The sequence below is a fragment of the Anaeromonas frigoriresistens genome (genome assembly GCF_016820655.1).
In the GTDB taxonomy this organism is placed as follows: domain Bacteria; phylum Bacillota; class Clostridia; order Tissierellales; family SIT17; genus Anaeromonas; species Anaeromonas frigoriresistens.
Genome location: NZ_WSFT01000037.1, coordinates 60,787 through 80,267, shown reverse-complemented (window position 1 = coordinate 80,267; position 19,481 = coordinate 60,787). Strand labels below are relative to the sequence as shown.

23 protein-coding genes are annotated in these 19,481 nt (G+C 29.3%); 21 read left to right on the top strand and 2 right to left on the bottom strand.

The features are described from left to right. The first annotated feature begins 8 nt into the window (after positions 1-8). From GOQ27_RS10135 to GOQ27_RS10105, 7 genes are all read left to right on the top strand, one after another. Positions 9-1,013, top strand: a complete 1,005-nt coding sequence (locus tag GOQ27_RS10135) for an ATP-grasp domain-containing protein (protein ID WP_350445899.1) — start codon at positions 9-11, stop codon at positions 1,011-1,013. A gap of 5 nt (positions 1,014-1,018) precedes the next feature. Continuing rightward, positions 1,019-2,524 (top strand): hypothetical protein, encoded by a 1,506-nt coding sequence (locus GOQ27_RS10130; protein ID WP_203366743.1) that lies wholly within the window; start codon positions 1,019-1,021, stop codon positions 2,522-2,524. Positions 2,525-2,535: 11 nt separating this feature from the next. Next, entirely contained in the window at positions 2,536-3,654 is a 1,119-nt protein-coding gene (locus GOQ27_RS10125) for a DegT/DnrJ/EryC1/StrS family aminotransferase (RefSeq protein ID WP_203366742.1), read from the top strand. Positions 3,655-3,708: 54 nt separating this feature from the next. After that, positions 3,709-4,254, top strand: a complete 546-nt coding sequence (locus GOQ27_RS10120; RefSeq protein WP_203366741.1) for a GNAT family N-acetyltransferase — start codon at positions 3,709-3,711, stop codon at positions 4,252-4,254. Positions 4,255-4,280: 26 nt separating this feature from the next. Continuing rightward, a complete protein-coding gene (locus tag GOQ27_RS10115) occupies positions 4,281-5,333 on the top strand; it encodes a sugar-transfer associated ATP-grasp domain-containing protein (protein WP_203366740.1) in 1,053 nt (350 codons plus the stop codon). Between the two features lie 133 nt (positions 5,334-5,466). Further along, positions 5,467-7,305, top strand: a complete 1,839-nt coding sequence (locus GOQ27_RS10110; protein ID WP_203366739.1) for a polysaccharide biosynthesis protein — start codon at positions 5,467-5,469, stop codon at positions 7,303-7,305. 19 nt (positions 7,306-7,324) lie between these two features. Beyond that, on the top strand, positions 7,325-8,602 hold the full coding sequence (locus tag GOQ27_RS10105; protein WP_203366738.1) for a tyrosine-protein kinase domain-containing protein: 1,278 nt from the start codon (positions 7,325-7,327) through the stop codon (positions 8,600-8,602). Positions 8,603-8,732: 130 nt separating this feature from the next. Here GOQ27_RS10105 and fba read toward each other — a convergent pair whose 3' ends face one another. Next, positions 8,733-9,596, bottom strand: a complete 864-nt coding sequence (fba, locus tag GOQ27_RS10100) for a class II fructose-1,6-bisphosphate aldolase (RefSeq protein WP_203366737.1) — start codon at positions 9,594-9,596, stop codon at positions 8,733-8,735. A 332-nt stretch (positions 9,597-9,928) separates the two neighbouring features. Here fba and GOQ27_RS10095 point away from each other — a divergent pair, with 332 nt between their 5' ends. From GOQ27_RS10095 to GOQ27_RS10035, 13 genes are all read left to right on the top strand, one after another. Beyond that, complete coding sequence (locus GOQ27_RS10095) at positions 9,929-10,150, top strand: helix-turn-helix transcriptional regulator (protein ID WP_203366736.1); 222 nt, start codon at positions 9,929-9,931, stop codon at positions 10,148-10,150. Then, positions 10,137-10,577 carry a hypothetical protein gene (locus GOQ27_RS10090; RefSeq protein ID WP_203366735.1) on the top strand — a complete coding sequence of 147 codons (441 nt, stop codon included), beginning with the start codon at positions 10,137-10,139 and terminating at the stop codon, positions 10,575-10,577. Before GOQ27_RS10095 ends, GOQ27_RS10090 begins: the two co-directional genes overlap by 14 nt. Before the next feature lie 108 nt (positions 10,578-10,685). After that, entirely contained in the window at positions 10,686-11,042 is a 357-nt protein-coding gene (locus tag GOQ27_RS10085) for a cysteine hydrolase family protein (protein WP_203366734.1), read from the top strand. Further along, positions 11,012-11,203, top strand: a complete 192-nt coding sequence (locus GOQ27_RS17505; protein WP_203366760.1) for an isochorismatase family protein — start codon at positions 11,012-11,014, stop codon at positions 11,201-11,203. The genes GOQ27_RS10085 and GOQ27_RS17505 overlap by 31 nt, the downstream gene beginning before the upstream one ends. A gap of 2 nt (positions 11,204-11,205) precedes the next feature. Then, positions 11,206-12,012 carry an NAD(+) synthase gene (gene nadE / locus GOQ27_RS10075; protein WP_203366733.1) on the top strand — a complete coding sequence of 269 codons (807 nt, stop codon included), beginning with the start codon at positions 11,206-11,208 and terminating at the stop codon, positions 12,010-12,012. Between the two features lie 119 nt (positions 12,013-12,131). Further along, on the top strand, positions 12,132-12,677 hold the full coding sequence (locus GOQ27_RS10070; RefSeq protein WP_203366732.1) for an RNA polymerase sigma factor: 546 nt from the start codon (positions 12,132-12,134) through the stop codon (positions 12,675-12,677). Further along, the gene (locus GOQ27_RS10065; protein WP_203366731.1) at positions 12,667-12,837 is read left to right on the top strand and encodes a hypothetical protein; all 171 of its coding nucleotides are present in this window, start codon (positions 12,667-12,669) and stop codon (positions 12,835-12,837) included. The genes GOQ27_RS10070 and GOQ27_RS10065 overlap by 11 nt, the downstream gene beginning before the upstream one ends. Positions 12,838-12,863: 26 nt before the next feature. Next, the gene (locus GOQ27_RS10060) at positions 12,864-13,421 is read left to right on the top strand and encodes a hypothetical protein (RefSeq protein WP_203366730.1); all 558 of its coding nucleotides are present in this window, start codon (positions 12,864-12,866) and stop codon (positions 13,419-13,421) included. A 170-nt stretch (positions 13,422-13,591) separates the two neighbouring features. Further along, complete coding sequence (locus tag GOQ27_RS10055; RefSeq protein WP_203366729.1) at positions 13,592-14,773, top strand: carboxylate--amine ligase; 1,182 nt, start codon at positions 13,592-13,594, stop codon at positions 14,771-14,773. A gap of 44 nt (positions 14,774-14,817) precedes the next feature. After that, the gene (locus GOQ27_RS10050; RefSeq protein ID WP_203366728.1) at positions 14,818-16,383 is read left to right on the top strand and encodes a Mur ligase family protein; all 1,566 of its coding nucleotides are present in this window, start codon (positions 14,818-14,820) and stop codon (positions 16,381-16,383) included. A gap of 14 nt (positions 16,384-16,397) precedes the next feature. After that, positions 16,398-17,087 carry a cysteate racemase gene (cuyB, locus tag GOQ27_RS10045; RefSeq protein WP_203366727.1) on the top strand — a complete coding sequence of 230 codons (690 nt, stop codon included), beginning with the start codon at positions 16,398-16,400 and terminating at the stop codon, positions 17,085-17,087. Between the two features lie 224 nt (positions 17,088-17,311). Next, entirely contained in the window at positions 17,312-18,262 is a 951-nt protein-coding gene (locus GOQ27_RS10040; RefSeq protein ID WP_203366726.1) for a DegV family protein, read from the top strand. 15 nt (positions 18,263-18,277) lie between these two features. Continuing rightward, a complete protein-coding gene (locus GOQ27_RS10035; protein ID WP_203366725.1) occupies positions 18,278-18,469 on the top strand; it encodes a YwbE family protein in 192 nt (63 codons plus the stop codon). 42 nt (positions 18,470-18,511) lie between these two features. Here GOQ27_RS10035 and GOQ27_RS10030 read toward each other — a convergent pair whose 3' ends face one another. Beyond that, entirely contained in the window at positions 18,512-18,997 is a 486-nt protein-coding gene (locus tag GOQ27_RS10030; RefSeq protein ID WP_207751297.1) for a glutathione peroxidase, read from the bottom strand. Positions 18,998-19,292: 295 nt separating this feature from the next. On the opposite strand from GOQ27_RS10030, the gene GOQ27_RS17335 reads away from it, so the two are divergent. After that, positions 19,293-19,418: a hypothetical protein gene (locus GOQ27_RS17335; protein WP_286673024.1), complete on the top strand. Its 126-nt coding sequence runs from the start codon at positions 19,293-19,295 to the stop codon at positions 19,416-19,418. The last annotated feature ends 63 nt before the right edge of the window (positions 19,419-19,481 follow it).

The window sequence follows — 19,481 nt, the reverse complement described above, 5'->3', positions numbered from 1 at the left end:
ATTGTGAGGTGAATTTAAAAATGAATATTCTGCTCACTAGTGCAGGTAGACGCACAAAACTAATAGAATATTTTTTGGCAGAATTTAAAGGCTTAGGTAAAGTTATCGTAACAGATTGTGACCCTTTAGCACCGGCATTATATATTGCAGATAAAGGTTATATAGTACCAAGGATTGATGATGAGAGTTATTTAGATGCATTAAAGAAAATTATAAAGAAAGAGGGTATAGGGGCAGTCTTATCTCTTATTGATCCAGAATTGAGTCTCTTATCTCAATGGAAAAGTGAATTAGAAAAATTAGATGTAAAAGTAATAGTGTCTGATAAGGAGGCTGTATTAACCTGTTTTGATAAATTTCGAATGTTTGAATTTCTTAAAAAGTGTGGGTTAAAATGTGCAGAAACATATATTGACATAGAGTCTTTCAAAGCTGATTATAGACTTAATAAAATAAAGTTTCCTGTTTTTGTAAAACCAAGAAAGGGAAGTGCAAGTATAGATGCTAAAGTAATAGATAATATAGAGGAACTATCTTTAGTTATGAAAAGGAATCAAGATATGCTAATCCAAGAGTTTCTAGATGGAAAAGAGCTTGGAGTAGATGTGTATGTGGATCTTATTAGTAAGAAAGTTACATCTGTCTTTATTAAAGAAAAGCTTAGAATGCGTTCAGGAGAGACAGATAAAGCCCTATCAATAGCTGATAATGAGCTGTTTAACATTATTGAGGATTTAGTTACTAATCTAAAGCTAGTTGGACCTATAGATATAGATGTATTTAAGATAAGGGATGAATACTATATCTCTGAGATAAACCCTAGGTTTGGTGGGGGCTATTTACTAGCCTATGAATGTGGAGCTAATTTTCCCTTTTATATAAAAAACAACCTAATTGGATTAGAAAACAGTGAAAATATAGGTAACTATAGAGAGAATATTTATATGATGAAACACGACGTAGTGACAGTTAAGAGTAATAGTGAACTAAATACTAATTGTATATTGGAGTGAGATTTATGGAATTTGCTTATCACTGTAGTAATACATTACCTAAGCTATCTTGGGTAGCAATAATGAAGAAAAATAATGATTACATTGATGTTTTTCATGGAGAATGGGTTGAAACTAATTCGAATTTTTTTGTAGAAGGAGCATGGGATAGAGAATTTGAGAAGGGTGAATTTGATAAATCTTCTTTATTGATGGGGTCCGGGGGAAAAATACAAAATAACTATGTAGTTTTTTCTACACCTAGCCATATTGTTGAACGGTTACATATCATAAGGAAGAAGGATAAATTATATATATCCAATTCATTAGTATTTGTATTAACTATGACTAACGAAAAATTGGATCTAGACTATTCTATTTATGAATCAGATTTTTCATTGGGATCAGAGTATATACCGCTACAAGGAAATCAACAGCTAGAGATGTATTATTATTGTAACTTATTAATAGATAAAGAGCTAAATATTAATAAAACTCTTAAATCTAATTCTGTAAAGTTTAGTACCTATAAAGAATATTATGATTTTTTGCTTACTAGCCTTAAAAACATATCTAATAATGCTATTTCAGATAAAAGAAAGATTAAATATGATCTCATAAGTACTATATCCACAGGATATGATTCAGCAGCCTGCTCTGCTTTAGCAGCTGAATTAGGGTGTAAGACAGTTCTAACCTTTAATCATCCTAAAAAATATAGAGAAGACAGTGGTGAGGAAATTGCTAGACTATTAGGTTATGAAAATATTATAAAAAAGAGTGCCAATGAATATCTAGAAAATAATAATTTTGGGGAAGCTGAGTTTTTATCAACCGGGGAATTAGGTTCATCGATAGTTATGGCATCATTTGAAGAAGGAATTCAACAAAAGATGGTGTTAACTGGATACTATGGTGATTCAGTTTGGAACAAAAACGATAAAAGGATTAGTTCAAGTATACTACCTACTCCCCCTATACCCAACTCATTATATGAATTTAGATTTAGAGTTGGTTTTATTTATATACCATTACCTATGTTTGGTTGTACTAATTATAAATTAATTCATAACATAAGCAATTCTAAGGAAATGGAGAAGTGGTCTTTAGGTAATGACTATGATAGACCTATTCCTCGAAGAATAGTAGAGGAAAAGGGAGTAAAAAGAGAACTATTTGGATTCCGAAAAAATGGTCTAGGCTTTAATTATAGTAATTCTAGTTTAAGAAGAATAAAAAAGAGGATGTCTAAAAAATCATTTAAATCCTTTAAAGAATACTATAAGAAAAATAAATCTATAAAAAGATTAATATGTAACTATAAACATATATTTTGCTACAGTATGTTTTTCCTAATAACTTTAATTAATTTTATATTAAATAAGGTTGGTATAAAAAATATCATTAATAGTAACTTTTTACCAAAAAAATATATCTGTAATCCCTTTTCTCCTGCTATGTTATTTCATTGGGGAGTATCAAAGACTTCAGAAAGATATAAGGGTTATAATATTCAAAGTAAGATTGATTAAGAGGTGAAAATATGAAGGTAAACTTATCGGGCCCGGATATAACACAAAAAGAAATTGATTTGGTGGTAGAAGTATTAAAATCCAAGTATTTAAGTATCGGTCCTAAAATTCAGGAATTTGAACAAAAAGTTACTGAATACTTTCAAGTAAAGCATGCTATAGGGGTCAACAGTGGAACTAGTGGTCTTCATTTATTAGTTAAGGCTTTAGGTATCACAGAAGGAGATGAAGTTATAACTACTCCCTTTAGTTTTGTTGCATCAACTAATTGCTTTTTATTTGAAAAGGCTAAACCAGTCTTTGTAGACATAGATGAAAATACAATGAACATTGATATAAATAAGATAGAAGAAAAGATAACTAAAAAAACAAAGGCAATTTTAGTAGTTGATGTTTTTGGGCAGCCGGTAAATATGGAGGAAGTAAATAAGATAGCTAATAAAAATAATCTTAAAGTTATTGAAGATTCCTGTGAAGCTATTGGATCAGAAAATAAGGGGATTAAGGCAGGAACCTTAGGTGATTGTGGAGTATTTGCCTTTTATCCTAATAAACAGATAACAACTGGAGAAGGTGGAATGATTCTAACTAATAGTGATGAAATAGCTAACCTTTGTAGAAGCTTAAGAAGTCAAGGTAGAGCAGTTACAGGAACTTGGCTTCATCACGATAGATTAGGATATAACTATCGAATGAATGAGCTTCAGGCAGCTCTAGGTGTAGTGCAGATGGAAAGGTTAGATGAAATAATAGAAAAGAGACAAAGGGTTGCAAACTTGTATAATGAAAAATTAGAAGGAGTCACTGGAGTTACAGTACCCTATATTGATTCTGAGACAACGAGAATGAGTTGGTTTGTTTATGTTGTAAGATTAGACAGTAATATTGGTAGAAATAGTGTATTAAAGTATTTAACTAATAATGGAATTGGATGTAAACCATATTTTACTCCTATACATTTACAACCCTATATGAAGGAAATGTTTGGATTCAAAGAAAATGATTTTCCTATAACTGAAAGAATAAGTAATTCTACTATAGCATTACCTTTCCATAATAATTTGACAATTGATGAGATTGATTATGTAGTGAAAAAATTAAAAGAAGGAATTAAGTTATATAAATATTAATTATAAAGGACAATTATAATAATTGTCCTTTATAGATATTAAGAGGTGACTAATGTGCTATTAGGAAATAGAGTATTTTTACGAGGAATGGAAGAAAAGGATATTCCACATAAAGTTAAGTGGATTAATGATAATGAAGTAAGAAAAACTTTGAATTTTGATTATCCAATCTCAGAAATATCTACTAAACAATGGTTGAATAAAATCACTTCTGATAATAGTAGAAAAGAATTTATTATATGTTTATTAGAAAGTGAAAAGCCAATAGGATATACAGGATTATTAGATATAAATAACAAATCTTCAAAGGCTGAAATGTATATAGGGATAGGAGAAAAAGAGTATTGGGGTAAGGGTTATGCAAAAGAAAGCAGAAAAGTTCTATTAGAATATGCATTTATGGAGATTGGTTTAAATAAAATCTACACTTATAATTGGGTTAATAATGAAAAGATTATAGGATTAAATAAAAAGTTAGGTTTTCAGATTGAAGGAATTCTTAGAAAGGATATTTTTTCCCATGGAGAATTTAGAGATAGAATTATTATGGGGATTTTAAGAAATGAATATATTGAAAACTTTCATAATAATGAAAAATGATTTTAAAGTAAGGGAGGAGGGATATTGTGGGAGGAAAAATTGATAGTGCAATAACTGATTTTAAATATTTTATTAAAGATAAAAAAAGAAAGCCTTTATATAAAATATGTTATGAACTCATCCGATGTTGGATAAGAGAGAGAACAATACCCTACTATTATTTTACAGGGTTTTTATATAGAAAAGATAATAACAGATATTTAGATCATATTAGTCATAAAACGGCAATAAAACTTAAATCTAAGCTAAATAATTCAAAGGACATAGATATTTTAGAAAACAAACTAATTTTTCAGAATTACTTTTCCTACTGTAATATATCAATGCCACGAATGTTAGCTTATAGTTTTAATAAAAACTTTTTTATTTTTAATAAAAGATATTCTGTGGAAAGTTATAGTTACTTTAAAGAAGTTATTAATACTATCTTACAGAATTCACAAATTGGATCAATATTTATTAAACCTCTGGATGGCCTTGGGGGAAAGAATACTTATAAAATAAAAAATATTAAGGAACAGGAAGATCAATTAAAAGAGTTATATAAGAAAATAGAAACCCAGGATTTTTTGTTCCAGGAAACTGTTATTCAAAATGAAGTATTGAGTAAAGTAAATCCTAGTAGTTTAAATACAGTAAGAATCCATACTTTTTATAATGAGCAAGGAGAAATCGAAATAATGTCAGCAATGATGAAGTTTGGAATAAAGGGAGGTATAGTAGATAATGCAAGTAGTGGAGGTTTTATGGTACCTGTAGATTTAGAATCTGGTAGACTTTTAGCTAAAGGATTTACTCCTTTGAAATTAGGTGGAAAAGAGTATACTTTACATCCTGACTCTAGGATTACATTAAAGGGCTTTGAGATACCCCATTTTGATAAGGTGAAAGAGTTTGTTATAAAAGCGGGAAGCTATATTCCTACGCTTAGATTAGTAGGATGGGATATAGGCATAACAGATACAGGACCTATACTCATCGAAGGAAATGCTCATTTTCATTTAGTAAATGGAGATATAGTAGCCGGGGGATTGAGAAAGAATAAAGTCTTTAGAACTATTATACAAAAACATCTCTAAATATTTATTAAAAAGAATTATAAGGATAACCCCTCTTCATTTAGATAAGATAGGTACCATTATTTTAATATACACATATTATATTGAATAAGAAGATTATATGAAAGAAAAAGAAATTTAGAGGGGTTTTAATATGAATAGAAGAATGAGAAAAATAATCTTATTTTTTATAGATGTTATTTTAATTAATCTAGGACTTTATTTATCATTTTATTTACGATTTGAGGGTAATATTCCTTCACTATATTTCAATCAAATTCGAGAAAGTTTTTTCATTATAACATTAATAAAGCTCATTATATTCACCTATCTAAGGTTATACAAAAGCCTGTGGGAATATGCAAGTATAGAAGAATTAAGTCAAATAGTGATGTCTGTACTAATCTCTAACTTTATATCTCTAATATATCTAGTCCTAATAGATGCTCAATTTCCTAGAAGCATATATATACTTCTTTTTATTTTTGATATTTTATTTATTGGTGGTAGTAGATTAAGCTATAGGACATTAAGAAAAATAAAGAATATTAGTTTTAGCAAACAGAGTAATGTAAAGAGAGTTATGATTTTTGGGGCAGGAGATGCTGGAGCAAGAATTATAAAAGAGCTTAAAAATAATAATCAATTGAAATATAAACCTGTGGTAGTTGTAGATGACGATGGGAAGAAAGTAGGAAGAAGAATAAGTGGAGTACCTGTGGTAGGGGAAAGACATAATATTCAAGAAATTGTAGATAGAAAGAATATTGATGAGATAATAATTGCTGTTCCATCAGCAAACAAGAATGAAATCAGGAAAATAGTTGAGGAATGTAAAAAAAGCCAATGTAGACTAAAGATTTTACCCACCATATCTGAATATATAAAAGGTAAACAAAGTATAAATTATTTAAGGTATGTAGAAATAGAGGATTTGTTAGGACGGGAAGAAGTGGAATTAAATGTAGAAGAGATAAGTGATTATTTAAGAGATAAGAAAATACTAGTGACTGGGGGAGGAGGATCTATAGGCTCTGAGTTATGTAGACAAATTGCAAAGTTTCACGCCAAGGAAATTATTATTTTAGATATTTATGAAAATAATGCCTATGATTTACAGAATGAACTAAAAAGGAAATTCAAAGATATAAATACAAAAATTATAATTGCATCTATTAGAGATAGAGAGAGAATAAATGAAGTTATGAAAAATTTAACTCCCGATATAGTATTTCATGTAGCTGCTCACAAGCATGTTCCTCTGATGGAGGATAATCCTAAGGAAGCTATAAAAAACAATGTTTTCGGAACGATTAATGTCGCTGATGCAGCAGATAAAATGCAAGTAAAAAAGTTTGTATTAATCTCTACTGATAAAGCAGTGAATCCTACTAATGTTATGGGGGCATCTAAAAGAATATGTGAAATGTATATCCAATCTATGGACAGAATAAGTCAAACTGAATTTGTGGCAGTTAGATTTGGAAATGTACTAGGAAGTAATGGAAGTGTTGTACCCTTATTTACTAAGCAGATATCAGAAGGAGGCCCTGTCACCGTAACCCATGAAGAAGTAATAAGATATTTTATGACTATACAAGAAGCAGTGCAGCTTGTTATCCAAGCGGGGACTATGGCATCAGGAGGAGAGGTCTTCATATTAAATATGGGAGAACCTGTAAGAATACTGAAATTGGCAGAAGATTTAATAAGGTTATCGGGATTTGAGCCCTATGTGGATATTCCTATAATTATAACTGGATTGAGACCAGGAGAGAAATTATATGAGGAATTACTATTAGATGAAGAAGGAATATTAACTACTACCCATGAGAAGATATATATAGCTAGTCCTGACTTTAAAGAATATAAAGCATTATTAAAAGAAATAGAAGAATTAAGAGATTTAATAATTAATGGAGAAGATAAGGATATTATTGATTGTCTACAAAAGATAGTTCCTAATTATAAAAAACCATTTATTGAGAAGTAACTTATGGGGGTGATGATAAATGGAAGAAATTAATTTAAGAGACATAGTTAATATATTAAAGAAGAGATTTTGGATAATTGCTTTAACCGTATCTGTATTAGTAGTTTTTAGTATATTATTAAGTATCTTTATATTAAAAACAGAGTATAAATCTACTACTACTTTGATAATAAATGAAGTTAAGAATTATAAAGATAATGAAGATTTTATAGGGATTGTGACTAATGAACAATTGATTAGAACATTAAAAGAGATTATGAAAAGTAGTTTAATAATAGGTAAAGTAAGAGATAATTTGAATCTAGAAGATAGCTTGATAAAAATAGACAATCAAACAGTTGTATCTATAATCCAAAATACCGGGGTTATGAAGATAGAAGTAAAAAATAAAGATCCTATTATTTCTCGAGATATTGCAAATGAGATAGCAGAAGTATTTATAGAATATGTCCATAATAATTCTGAGACATTAAGAGTAAAGATAATAAATGAAGCTCAAATACCGAAAACTCCAAATACACCTAATTTAAAGCTAAATATAGCAATAGGAATTTTGGTAGGACTTATCATAGGAGTACTTTTGATATATTGTCTAGAATATTTTGATGATACATTAAAGAAATCAAAAGATATAGAACAGAAAGTACAATTACCTGTAATAGGAAAAATACCAAAACTTCCCCCAGGAAATAGTGAGAATATAGATACCTCTGTGGATGAATCCTTTAGACTTCTTAGGACCTATATATTAACTCTTACTAAAAATGGTATAAGATCTATATTAGTAACAAGTGCAGATCCTTTAGAAGGCAAAAGCACTATTGTATCCAATATAGCTATATCTATGGCTCAGAATGGACAAAAGGTACTACTTATAGATTGTAATATGAGAAAACCCTCTATTCATAAATTATTTAATATATCGAAGTATAAAGGTCTCAGCAATGAGTTAAAAGATTATACTAGTTCTTATATAAAGTTTACTCAATCTACTAAGGTAGAAAATCTATATATAATGTCTGGTGGAAGTATATGTCTGAATCCTTCTGAAGCATTAGGATCTGACTTCATGAAACGTTTATTAATAGAAGCAGAAAATGATTATGATATTGTACTTTTAGATTCTCCACCAATAGGAGTAGTAGCTGATGCAGCAGTATTGGCAACTATTACTGATGGAACTATTCTAGTTTGTGCATATAAAGAGACAAAGATTGATAACTTAAAGGATTGTAAGATTATATTAGATAAATTGAATACGAATATTTTAGGTGTTATCTTGAATAAACACAATTGATGTAATTCTTAAGATATTACACTTAAAGGTAGGGATTTTGTTTGATTAATTTTTAATCTGAAATTTAAATGGTCTCTGTTAAAATAACAGAGACCATTTTTTATAGGGGTTAAACTAAATGAAGGCAAAACTACGCTTTATCTATTGATCCGAATAACTCCATTTTTTCTTTAACTGTTTTTTTGATAGCTTCAAATCCTGGAGCTAGTAATTTTCTAGGATCATATCCTTTTCCTTCAAGATCTTTTCCTTCTTCTATATATTTGCGAGTAGCTTCTGCAAAAGTTAATTGACATTCTGTATTAACATTGATCTTTGCAACTCCTAAAGAAATAGCTTTTCTAATCATATCATCTGGGATACCAGTTCCGCCATGTAAAACTAAAGGTACATCTCCTGTGATATCACTTATTTCAGATAATACATCAAAATCTAATCCTTTCCAATTTTTTGGATACTTTCCGTGGATATTACCAATACCAGCAGCTAACATGGAAACACCTAATTCTGAAATTGATTTACATTCTTGTGGATCAGCTACTTCTCCAGCACCTACAACACCGTCTTCTTCTCCACCTATAGAGCCAACTTCTGCTTCTACAGAAATACCTCTTTTAGTAGCTATTTCTACTATTTCTTTTGTTTTTGTAATATTCTCTTCTATATCATAATGAGAACCATCGAACATAACGGAAGTGAATCCAGCATCCATTGCTTTTTGTGCTCCTTCATAGCTACCGTGGTCTAGATGTATAGCTACAGGAACATGAATATCTAATTCTTCAATCATACCTTTAACCATGCCTACAACAGTTTTGAAGCCACCCATATACTTTCCAGCACCTTCAGATACACCTAAAATAACTGGTGAATTATTTTCCTTTGATGTTAATAGGATTGCTTTAGTCCACTCTAAATTATTAATGTTAAATTGCCCTACTGCATAATTCTCTTTTTCTGCTTTGATAAGCATTTCTTTTGCGGATACTAACATATGTAACCTCCTTATTTTTATATATTATATATACTTTACCCATAAATAAATTATTATAAAATAATATTAATGAAATTTTAATGGGACTATATAAGTCCATGGGGTATGTTTTACGACCCGTATTTATTTTATCATAAAATCATCTAGAATGAAACAATAAAGAAAATCTACTTTTTATTTAAAGAAAAAGTTATAAATATCTTTATTATTAATATATTCATGATCAATTATTGATTAAAATAAATAATAAATTTTGCAAAGCGTACTTTACAAAAAATGCAAAGTAAGTTATACTAAAGACATAATATAATTAACCTTAAAGGAGGCTTAATTTGAAAACAAGAATCCAAGAATTACGTAAAAAAAATAAACTATCGCAGGATGAATTGGCCTCTATTGTTGGTGTGACTAGACAGACCATTACATCCTTAGAAGGGGAGAAGTATACTGCATCTTTGGTATTGGCTTATAAAATTTCAAAGTATTTTGGTTTAAGTATAGAGGAAGTTTTTGATTTTAGTGAAGTGGAGGGGATCAATGATGGAAGTATTTAAGGAAACGTTAAGAAAGCGAGTTAGATTTTTTTTCTTTGTATTAATATTTGCTACAAGTATTACTTCAATATTAACAGTAAATCGTAATAGACTACCAAATGTACCAGAATTTATAAAAGGGTTCCAAGTAGGCGTATTTATTGGATTATCTCTTATAATATTATATTTTATATCAAATTATATAGCTACTTTAAGGAATGAAGAGGTGTTGAGAAAAAAATATATAGAAGAAACAGACGAGAGAAATCAACTAATTGTTTATAAGTCATCTCAGGGTATATATGTAGGTATGTTAATTTTATTAAGTCTAGCTACAGTTGTTTCGGGATTTTTTAATGGGACAGTTTTCTTTACTTTATTATTATCTCTAGTGTTAATGTTATTATTGACAATAATAACATTTATATATAATGACAAAATGAACTAAATATTAGTAAAATTCATAGTATAATAATGTTTAATATTATTGATATCAAGGTAAATAATAAATAAATATATATCAATAGCATTAAATGTTGATGAACAAGGAGGATATATGCTTTTTATTATTGACATGCAAAATGATTTTATAGACCAAGAAAGAGGAAAGATGGCAGTAAAAGGATCTGACAAACTTGTTAAGGGTATATTAGAAAAAGTTAAGGAGTATGAAGAAAAGAATGATATAATATTTTATACTTTAGATATTCATGAAGATATGGAATCTGATAGGTGGAAAAAAGAAGAAAGAGAATGGGGACAAGAGCTTTATCCACCATTAAAAGAAAAACTAGAAAATCATATACCATTAAAAAAACATTATCACGGCATACCCCCTAAAGATTTTCAAGAATTTAGAGGAAAATATGGGACAGATGAAAAATATTTAAAAAAATTGAGTTTGTTGGTGTAGAGACTAATGTATGTGTATTATCAAATGCAGTAATAGTTAAAAATATATTTCCAGATTCAGAAATTATTATATATAAAAGTTTATGTACTAGTTCTAATCTAGACTTACATAAGAAAGCATTAGATATTATGACGAGTTTACAAATGAAAGTGAGGAGTTAAACATGAAATTAGAAAAAGAAAAGTTAGAAAGTATGACCAATGAGCTTGTTGAATGGATAAGAACAATGATGAAGGATAGTGGAGGCTCTAAAGCTATAGTGGGAATATCAGGAGGAAAAGACAGCTCTGTTGTAGCATCTTTATGTGTAAAAGCAATAGGAAAAGAAAATGTTTTTGGAGTACTAATGCCTGATGGTATACAAAGGGATATTGACTATGCCCATGAAATATGTTCATACTTAGACATTTCCCATGAGGTAGTCCCTATACACCCTATGACAGATGCATTTCTTACTACATTAGAATCAATTAAAGGGGATTTTATTCCTGAAATATCTAACCAAACTAGAATAAATTTACCACCAAGAGTTCGAATGACTTTACTTTATGCTCTATCTCAATCTATAGAGGGAAGTAGAGTTATTAATACTAGTAATCTATCTGAAGATTGGGTAGGTTATGCAACAATTTATGGTGATACTGCAGGAGCATTTTCTCCATTAGCAATGCTAACTACTGATGAGGTTATTCAAGTAGGGCGATATCTTGGAGTTCCTGAAAAATTTCTTGCCAAGCCCCCGGAAGATGGGCTTACAGGAAAGACTGATGAAGATGTACTTGGATTTTCTTATGATACATTAAATCGTTACATCAGAGAGGGAAATATAGAAAATGAAGCAACTAAAAAAATTATTGATAAGATGCATAAAAATAGCAGATTTAAATTTGTTCCAATACCTATGTTTAAGGCTAATTTGCCTATAAAAGCAGAGGATATTGCAGATATATATAATGAAGAAAAAGAATAATGGCAATAATTAATAATATAAAAACAGAAAAAAAGTTTTCATAAAAATTTATTTTTATGAAAACTTTTTTTCTGTTTTCGAGGTATATAATATAAAGAGACTAAAAGAGAGGTGAAGAAATGACTAAAGATATAATCCGAGAAATAAAGTCTGGTAATAAGGAAGCCTTTGAAGACCTTTATAATAAATATGCTGATTATGCTTTAAGGGTAGCTTTTGCAGTCACTAGAAGTAATGCCAATGCAGCTGATGCGGTTCAAGAAACATTTATTAGAATAAATAGCAACATTGATACCTTCAAGGATGAAAACCCTTTTGATCCATGGTTTTATAAAATACTCATAAATGAGTGTCGAAGGGTACTTAAGATAAATTCAATAAAAAATTCATCAATGGATATAATGGCAAATGATTTATACTTATCAGTTAATCGTACTCCTAAATTTGAAGAATATGAGGATCTTTATTTTGCAATAGAAAAACTTGATGAAATTAATAGGATACCAATTATTTTAAAATACTTAAAAGGCTTTAGTGAGAAAGATATTTCTCATATTTTAAGTCTTAATATAAATACAGTAAAATCTCGTCTTTATAAAGGACGATTAAAGTTAAAAAATTTTTTAAAAGTATTTGATGAAGGGTGGAGTGATTATGAAGGGTAAATTTGACAATAATATAAAGGATGCTTTAATAAAGGGAACTGATGAAACTACTAAGCTTAAGAATGAAGTGTGGGAAAGAATAAATAAAAAAATCCAGGAAGATGAAAGGAATGATATTAAAATAGTAAAAATTCCAAGGCAAATATCAGAAGGGTTTTAGGAGGAAGTGTAATTGCTGCTTCATTAATGATTGCTTTTTTAGTAAGAACAGAGCCTGGTCAGGCAGCTATAACTAAAATTCAAGATCTATTAGTCCCAGAAAAGCAGGTTAAGGAAAATATTGAAGGAATAGAAGAAAAAACTGATGTTAGTTTGAATAGAAGTGAAATGGGGTATGTAATTTACATTGATGAAAACAGGTATACAATGGATAAATCAGAGAATAAAGATAAAATAATTCCAAGAGATAAAGCTGAAAATTTACCAGAAGTATTTATGGAAATAGAACAAGTGGAAAATGAAGCTGTTGAAGAGGTAGCTATTGAAATAGAAAAGAAATTAAGATATAATTTTAAAATGACTGAAAGTAATGGAAGAGTTAAAGAACCTATAGAAGGAATATACCTATACGCTAATACAGGTAACCAGAGGAATGATACAGTAGTAAAATACTATATTATAGATAATACTAAGGGAGGCAGCTTTATAATTAAGCATCAATTTTCCTTGGAAGCTTCAGAAGGTCACGGAGTAAGATTTGATAATATGCTAAAGGAATTTAAGATTATTCCGTTAGAAGAATAAAATAAGTTTATAAGCTTATTATACTGTATGAAATAGTCTAAACTCTGAGTTGAAAGTATAAGTAGGCTGTCTCAAAATAGAAAATCACTTCTAGTAAAAGGCAGCCTTCTAAATTTAACAAATTAAAAACTTGACTGAAAAATTATCTATATATTTAAGGATGTGAATAGATGAATAATAGAGCTATCGTTCTTGGGGCCAATTATTATATTGGACTTAGCATTATAAGATGCTTAGGATCTCAAGGTATAAAAGTTACTGCAATAGATTATTCAAGAGAAGGAACCTATGGATTTGCTTCTAAGTACTTAGATGAAGCCCTTATAGGTCCCCATTATAAGGAGGAACCAAAGGCTCTTGTAGATTTTCTGATTGAATATGCAAAAAAACAAAAGTATATGCCTATATTATTTCCCAGTGCAGATCCCTATGTAGAGTTTATTGATAATTATTTGGTGGAGTTGAAAAAATACTATTTGATACCTCAGACTGAAAAGGGACTCTATACAAAAGTTATGAATAAAAAAACCCTTCATAAAATAGCCGAAGATTATGGAGTTTTAGTGCCTGAAACTGTTAGGCTTAACGAAGATAATTTTATTGAAAAAATAGAGGATACTATTAAGTATCCATGTTTAGTTAAACCAGTAGATTCTCCAAGTTTCGTGTCAAGATTCAGAAAAAAGTTATTTAAAGTCCATAATAAGCAAGAACTAGAACAAGCAATTAAAAAAGCTACTGATGAGAATTTAGAAGTAATAGTTCAGAGAATTATTCCAGGATTTGATGATCATATGTATACATTTGATGCTTATATAAATCAAGAAAATAAAGTGACTCATTGGATGACTTGTCAAAAGTATCGTCAATATCCAATTAACTTTGGTGCATCAGTTTATACTGGACAAAAATATACTCAAGAAATATATGACCTAGGGGCTAAATTTCTAGAAGATATAGGGTTTAAAGGATTTGCAGAAATTGAATTTAAAAAAGATTCCCAAACTGGTAAGTACTATCTGATCGAGATAAATGCTCGAACAACCAATTTAAACAGTTTGCTTTCTAAAGCGGGATTAAACATGCCTTATATAGCCTATAGGGATTTAATTGGTTCTCCTTTAAAGCCCAAAGGTATAACCCATGATACAAATTTAGTTTTTTGGTATGCATATGAAGATTTATTAGCCGTAAAAGACTATATAAAAACTAAACAATTAACATTAACAGAAGTTTTAAGATCTTATTTTAAACCTAAAGTTTACGCCATTTGGGATTGGAAAGATCCAAAACCATCTTTTGTATTTTTAAATAAAATAATGAAACGGATTCTAAAAAAGGTATTTAAATAAAAAATGATAATTACTTTTTGTGGATAAAATGAAAGGAGTATCTAATGATTAAATTAAATAGATTACTAAACTCGATCGATATCATTGAATCATGGAATTCAATAAATCTAGACATTAGTGGTATTGCCTATCACTCGAAAAAGGTAAAACCTGGTAATGTATTTGTATGCATAAAGGGTTATAAAACTGATGGACATAGATACATAATGAGTGCAGTAGCAAATGGTGCAACTGCAATAATAGTAGAAGAATATCAAGAAGGTTGGGACATTCCTCAATATCGAGTTGAGAATAGTCGTAAGGCATTGGCTGCTATAAGTAGCGAGTTTTACAATAATCCTTCTAAAGATATGAAGATTATAGGAATAACTGCTACAAATGGCAAAACTACTACATCCTTCATGACTGATGCTATATTGTCAGCACAAGGATATAACACTGGACTTATAGGTACAGTTGCAAGTAAGTTTGCTGATTCTATAATACCTTCTACTTTAACTACTCCAGAATCTTTAGACTTACAGAATTATTTTTATCAAATGAAAAAGCATAATATTTCTCATGTTACCATGGAGGTTTCTTCTTCAGCACTAGAGCTTAATAGAGTTGATAAAGTAGACTTTGATATAGTTACTTTTAATAATATAAGTAGAGAACATATTGATTTACATGGCTCCTTTGAAGAGTATTTTAACGCAAAGGCTAGTCTTATAAAAAATGCTGGACCGAATAAATGGGCTATTTTAAATATAGATTCTCCAAAGCTAAAGTCATTAATTAATGAAACAAATGCTAATGTATTAACCTTTGGAGTAGAAAGTAAAGAAGGTCATCTTGTATGTAAAGACCTGGATATTTCAACTGGTAGAGCTGAGTTTACAGTAAAGATTCAAAAACCTTTTAAGGTAGGTAAAACCCATTACAAACAAACTGAATTTAGAATCAGACTTTCTGTTCCTGGTTATCATTCAGTATATAATTCTATGGTTGCTATTGCCATAGGACTTCTATTTGAAGTGCCTATATCTACTATTCAACAGAGTCTTAAAGATTTTTATGGAGTAGAACGTAGATTTCAATTCATATTCGAAGATAATTTTAAAATTATAGATGATCACTTTGCTAATGTTGGTAATATAGATGTTACATTAGGTACATTACAACGTATGGTATATAAAGACTTATCTTTAGTATATGCAATTAGAGGAAGTCGTGGAACTACTGTAAATAGAGAGAATGCTGAAACTATTGCTAAGTGGGCTCCTAAATTAGGATTAAAGGAGATAATTGTTACCTTAAGTAAATCTCATGTCACTGAAAAGGATAAAGTTACTACAGAAGAATTATCAGTATTCAAAGAAGTTATGAAGAAAGCAGGAATTAAAGTTTATTTACATGAAGAGTTAGTTGATGCTATAAAACAAGGCCTTTCTCAAGCAAATGATAGTGATGTAGTATTACTAGCAGGATGTCAAGGGATGGATTATGGTGCTCATACTGTTCTAAATCTCATTCATAAAATGAGACCAGATATTAATAAAACCCTTTTATATAAGCCTTTAGTAAATAGGGTGGCAGGAACTGAGGATATAAATGCAATGGAAAAATAGGAGTGATTTTTATAATGAATGATAAAATTATAGGTATCCTTGGAGGGATGGGTCCAGAAGCAACAGCTAACCTTTTTATTAAAATTATCAAAACTACAAAAGTAAAAGCTGATCAAGATCATTATCGTGTAATCATAGATAGTAATGTAAAAATACCTGATCGTACACAATTCATCTTGGGTCTAGGAGAAAGTCCTGTAAAATCTATGGTTGAAACCGGAAAAATCCTAGAAAAGAGTGGAGTAGATGTAGGTTGTATACCTTGTATAACAGCCCATTACTTTATAGAAGAGGTCCAAAAAGAATTATCTTTTCCACTCTTGAATGCCTTAGAAGAATTAAATGAGTATATTAAAATAAACTATCCTATAGTTAAGAAAATTGGTATACTAGCAACAACAGGAACTATTAATACTGGATTATTTGAAAAGTATCTTTCAAACTTGGAAATAGTATATCCTGAAACCATAACACAAGAAAATAAAGTTATGGAAGCTATATATGGAAAAGAGGGAATCAAAAGTGGTAATACAGGAGAGTATCCCCTTAATCTATTAAAAGATGCTTCAAATGAACTTATTAGAAATGGAGCAGAGATCTTGGTTTCTGGTTGTACGGAAATAGCATTAGTTTTAAATAATAGACATGTAAAAAAGCCTATTTTAGATCCAATGGATATATTAGCAAAGTCTATAGTTAAATAATGAGAAGGACTGTCTCAGAAAAGTTATTGTGAGAAAGTCTTTTTATATTTTATCATAATATTTTAATCATTTTTTTCAAAAGTTAAATTATATAAAACACAAAAAATAGTTTTATATAATTGGCATATATCTAATTAATTAGATGTATGCTATACTAGTAAACAAATATATTGTAGAAATTTAACTAAAATTGTTAATGTATTAGATTAAAAGGTGGGATAAAAATGATTAAGATTATGGCAGATTCCACATGTGATTTATCTAAAGATATAATTGATAAATATAACTTAGGAGTGGCACCTCTTAATATTATTGTGAAAGGCAAGAACTATAGAGATAAAGTAGATATACAACCGGATGAATTTTATAAAATGCTGGAATCACTAGAGGAAAGTCCTACTACGTCTATGCCAAGTCCAGATGAGTATTTAAAGATTATCAATAGGGCTGTAGAGAATGGATATACAGAGATATTATGTATTTGTATGTCTAGTGGAACTAGTGGGTCATATCAATCTGCAGTGATTGCTAAGGATTATTATTTTGAAAACAATAAAGAATCTTCTATAAAAATACATGTGGTAGACTCTCTATCAATGAGCCATGGAAGCGGATGGTTAATATTAAAATCTGCTAAATTACTTGAAGCAGGCTATAGTTTTGATGAGCTTATAGAATTTAACGAGACATATAAAACTCGAGTAAAACATTTTCTGTGTGTAGATGACTTAAAGAATCTAATTAAAAGTGGCAGACTTACAAATGCCAGTGCATTGATTGGTAAAGTACTAAATATTAAGCCTATTATGTCAATGAGAAAAGGTAAAGGGGCTATAGTGGCCAAGGTAAGAGGTCGAAATAGAGTATCAAAATTCTATGTGGAAGAATTCATAAGAAGAGTAGATGATAAAATTACAGATTTTATTATCATTGGATATACTTCAAATATTAAGATTGCCAATGATTTATTATCAAAAATTAAAAAAGAGACATATTTTAAAGGAGAAATCTATGTGATGCAAATGGGAGCAGCAGTAGGTACTCATGTGGGTTCAGGAGGGCTTTCTATGTTTTTTGTTGAGAAAAGACATTTAAAAGATGGATTAGTTAAAAATGAGATAAGATTTTTGAAAGAAAAGAGAAAAAACATTATAAAAAATATAAGAGGAGTATAAGGAGGATAACCGATAATGGACGGAACTAAAAGAAGTAATATTAAAATAGGAGCTAGCGTAATGGTTGTACAAAAGCAAGATCAACGTAGTGGCAAGTTAACAGAAGGTGTAGTTAAGAAGATACTTACTAACTCGCCAAATCATCACTATGGTATTAAAGTTATGCTGGAAAATGGAATTGTAGGTAGAGTAAAACAAATACTTTGATAAGAAATATAAGCACTAGGAACTTTTCCTAGTGCTTTTGCTTTATATTAAGTTTTTTATTTTATCTTCAAAATTCTTAGGTTTTGTTTTTGGAGCATATCGTTCTACCACATTTCCATCTCTATCCACTAAAAATTTTGTGAAATTCCATTTTATTTTTTTAGTTCCTAGTACTCCTCTTTGTTCTTTTTTCAAATATGAATATAGAGAATCCTCATTATCTCCATTTACATTAATCTTTTCAAAGATAGGGTAGGTTATATTATAATCTCTAGCATAAGTAGATTTAATTTCTTCGTTAGATAAGGGCTCTTGACTACTGAATTGATTACAGGGAAATGCTAATATTATTAATCCCTTATCTTTATACTTTTGATAAAGTTCTTCCAATTCACCGAATTGGGATTTAAGACCTCACTCTGAAGCTGTATTAACTATTAGCATCACTTGATTTCTGTATTTATCAAGTTTAAATTCATTGCCTTCAATATCTTTCACTTTAATATCGTATATTGACACACATATCATCCTTTCTATAAGTTCATTATAAATAATGTATACCCAATATAAAGAAACATATTTATTATATAATTGGTATAGAGATTGAATAGATTAGTACCTTTGAAAGAGAGAATGAAGAGGAGAAATGGTGTGAAAAGGTGATAAAACGATATAGGATAATGGAAGAGTTTGTACTTGATTATTAGAAAGAATGGGATGAAGAGGTATAATATCATATTATTTAAAATTAAATTTAATATTTTTTTATATATTGAGATAAAATAATATTAAATTTAAATTATATGAAGGGAAGAATTTATAAATGGAGATGAAAAATAAACTAAATGAAGTACCTTTGGCAAATCTTAATAATCAAGATTTATCTAAAATAAAGGATCTAGAAAAGAATCTTGATGAAAAATATTATTTAATAGCTTTTAAAAAGTAGAAGTAAAATTTTATTAATATCAAATTATAATCACCTTAGATTATTTGTCTGAGGTGATTATAA

Coding starts and splice junctions, on each gene's coding strand:
- GOQ27_RS10085 (WP_203366734.1), top strand. CDS start 10,686: ATGCTTTTTATTATTGACATGCAAAATGATTTTATAGACCAAGAAAGA.
- GOQ27_RS10105 (WP_203366738.1), top strand. CDS start 7,325: ATGGAAGAAATTAATTTAAGAGACATAGTTAATATATTAAAGAAGAGA.
- GOQ27_RS10070 (WP_203366732.1), top strand. CDS start 12,132: ATGACTAAAGATATAATCCGAGAAATAAAGTCTGGTAATAAGGAAGCC.
- cuyB (WP_203366727.1), top strand. CDS start 16,398: ATGAATGATAAAATTATAGGTATCCTTGGAGGGATGGGTCCAGAAGCA.
- nadE (WP_203366733.1), top strand. CDS start 11,206: ATGAAATTAGAAAAAGAAAAGTTAGAAAGTATGACCAATGAGCTTGTT.
- GOQ27_RS10110 (WP_203366739.1), top strand. CDS start 5,467: ATGAATAGAAGAATGAGAAAAATAATCTTATTTTTTATAGATGTTATT.
- GOQ27_RS10065 (WP_203366731.1), top strand. CDS start 12,667: ATGAAGGGTAAATTTGACAATAATATAAAGGATGCTTTAATAAAGGGA.
- GOQ27_RS10125 (WP_203366742.1), top strand. CDS start 2,536: ATGAAGGTAAACTTATCGGGCCCGGATATAACACAAAAAGAAATTGAT.
- fba (WP_203366737.1), bottom strand. CDS start 9,596: ATGTTAGTATCCGCAAAAGAAATGCTTATCAAAGCAGAAAAAGAGAAT.
- GOQ27_RS10090 (WP_203366735.1), top strand. CDS start 10,137: ATGGAAGTATTTAAGGAAACGTTAAGAAAGCGAGTTAGATTTTTTTTC.
- GOQ27_RS10060 (WP_203366730.1), top strand. CDS start 12,864: ATGATTGCTTTTTTAGTAAGAACAGAGCCTGGTCAGGCAGCTATAACT.
- GOQ27_RS10040 (WP_203366726.1), top strand. CDS start 17,312: ATGATTAAGATTATGGCAGATTCCACATGTGATTTATCTAAAGATATA.
- GOQ27_RS10055 (WP_203366729.1), top strand. CDS start 13,592: ATGAATAATAGAGCTATCGTTCTTGGGGCCAATTATTATATTGGACTT.
- GOQ27_RS10050 (WP_203366728.1), top strand. CDS start 14,818: ATGATTAAATTAAATAGATTACTAAACTCGATCGATATCATTGAATCA.
- GOQ27_RS10035 (WP_203366725.1), top strand. CDS start 18,278: ATGGACGGAACTAAAAGAAGTAATATTAAAATAGGAGCTAGCGTAATG.
- GOQ27_RS17335 (WP_286673024.1), top strand. CDS start 19,293: ATGGAGATGAAAAATAAACTAAATGAAGTACCTTTGGCAAATCTTAAT.
- GOQ27_RS10130 (WP_203366743.1), top strand. CDS start 1,019: ATGGAATTTGCTTATCACTGTAGTAATACATTACCTAAGCTATCTTGG.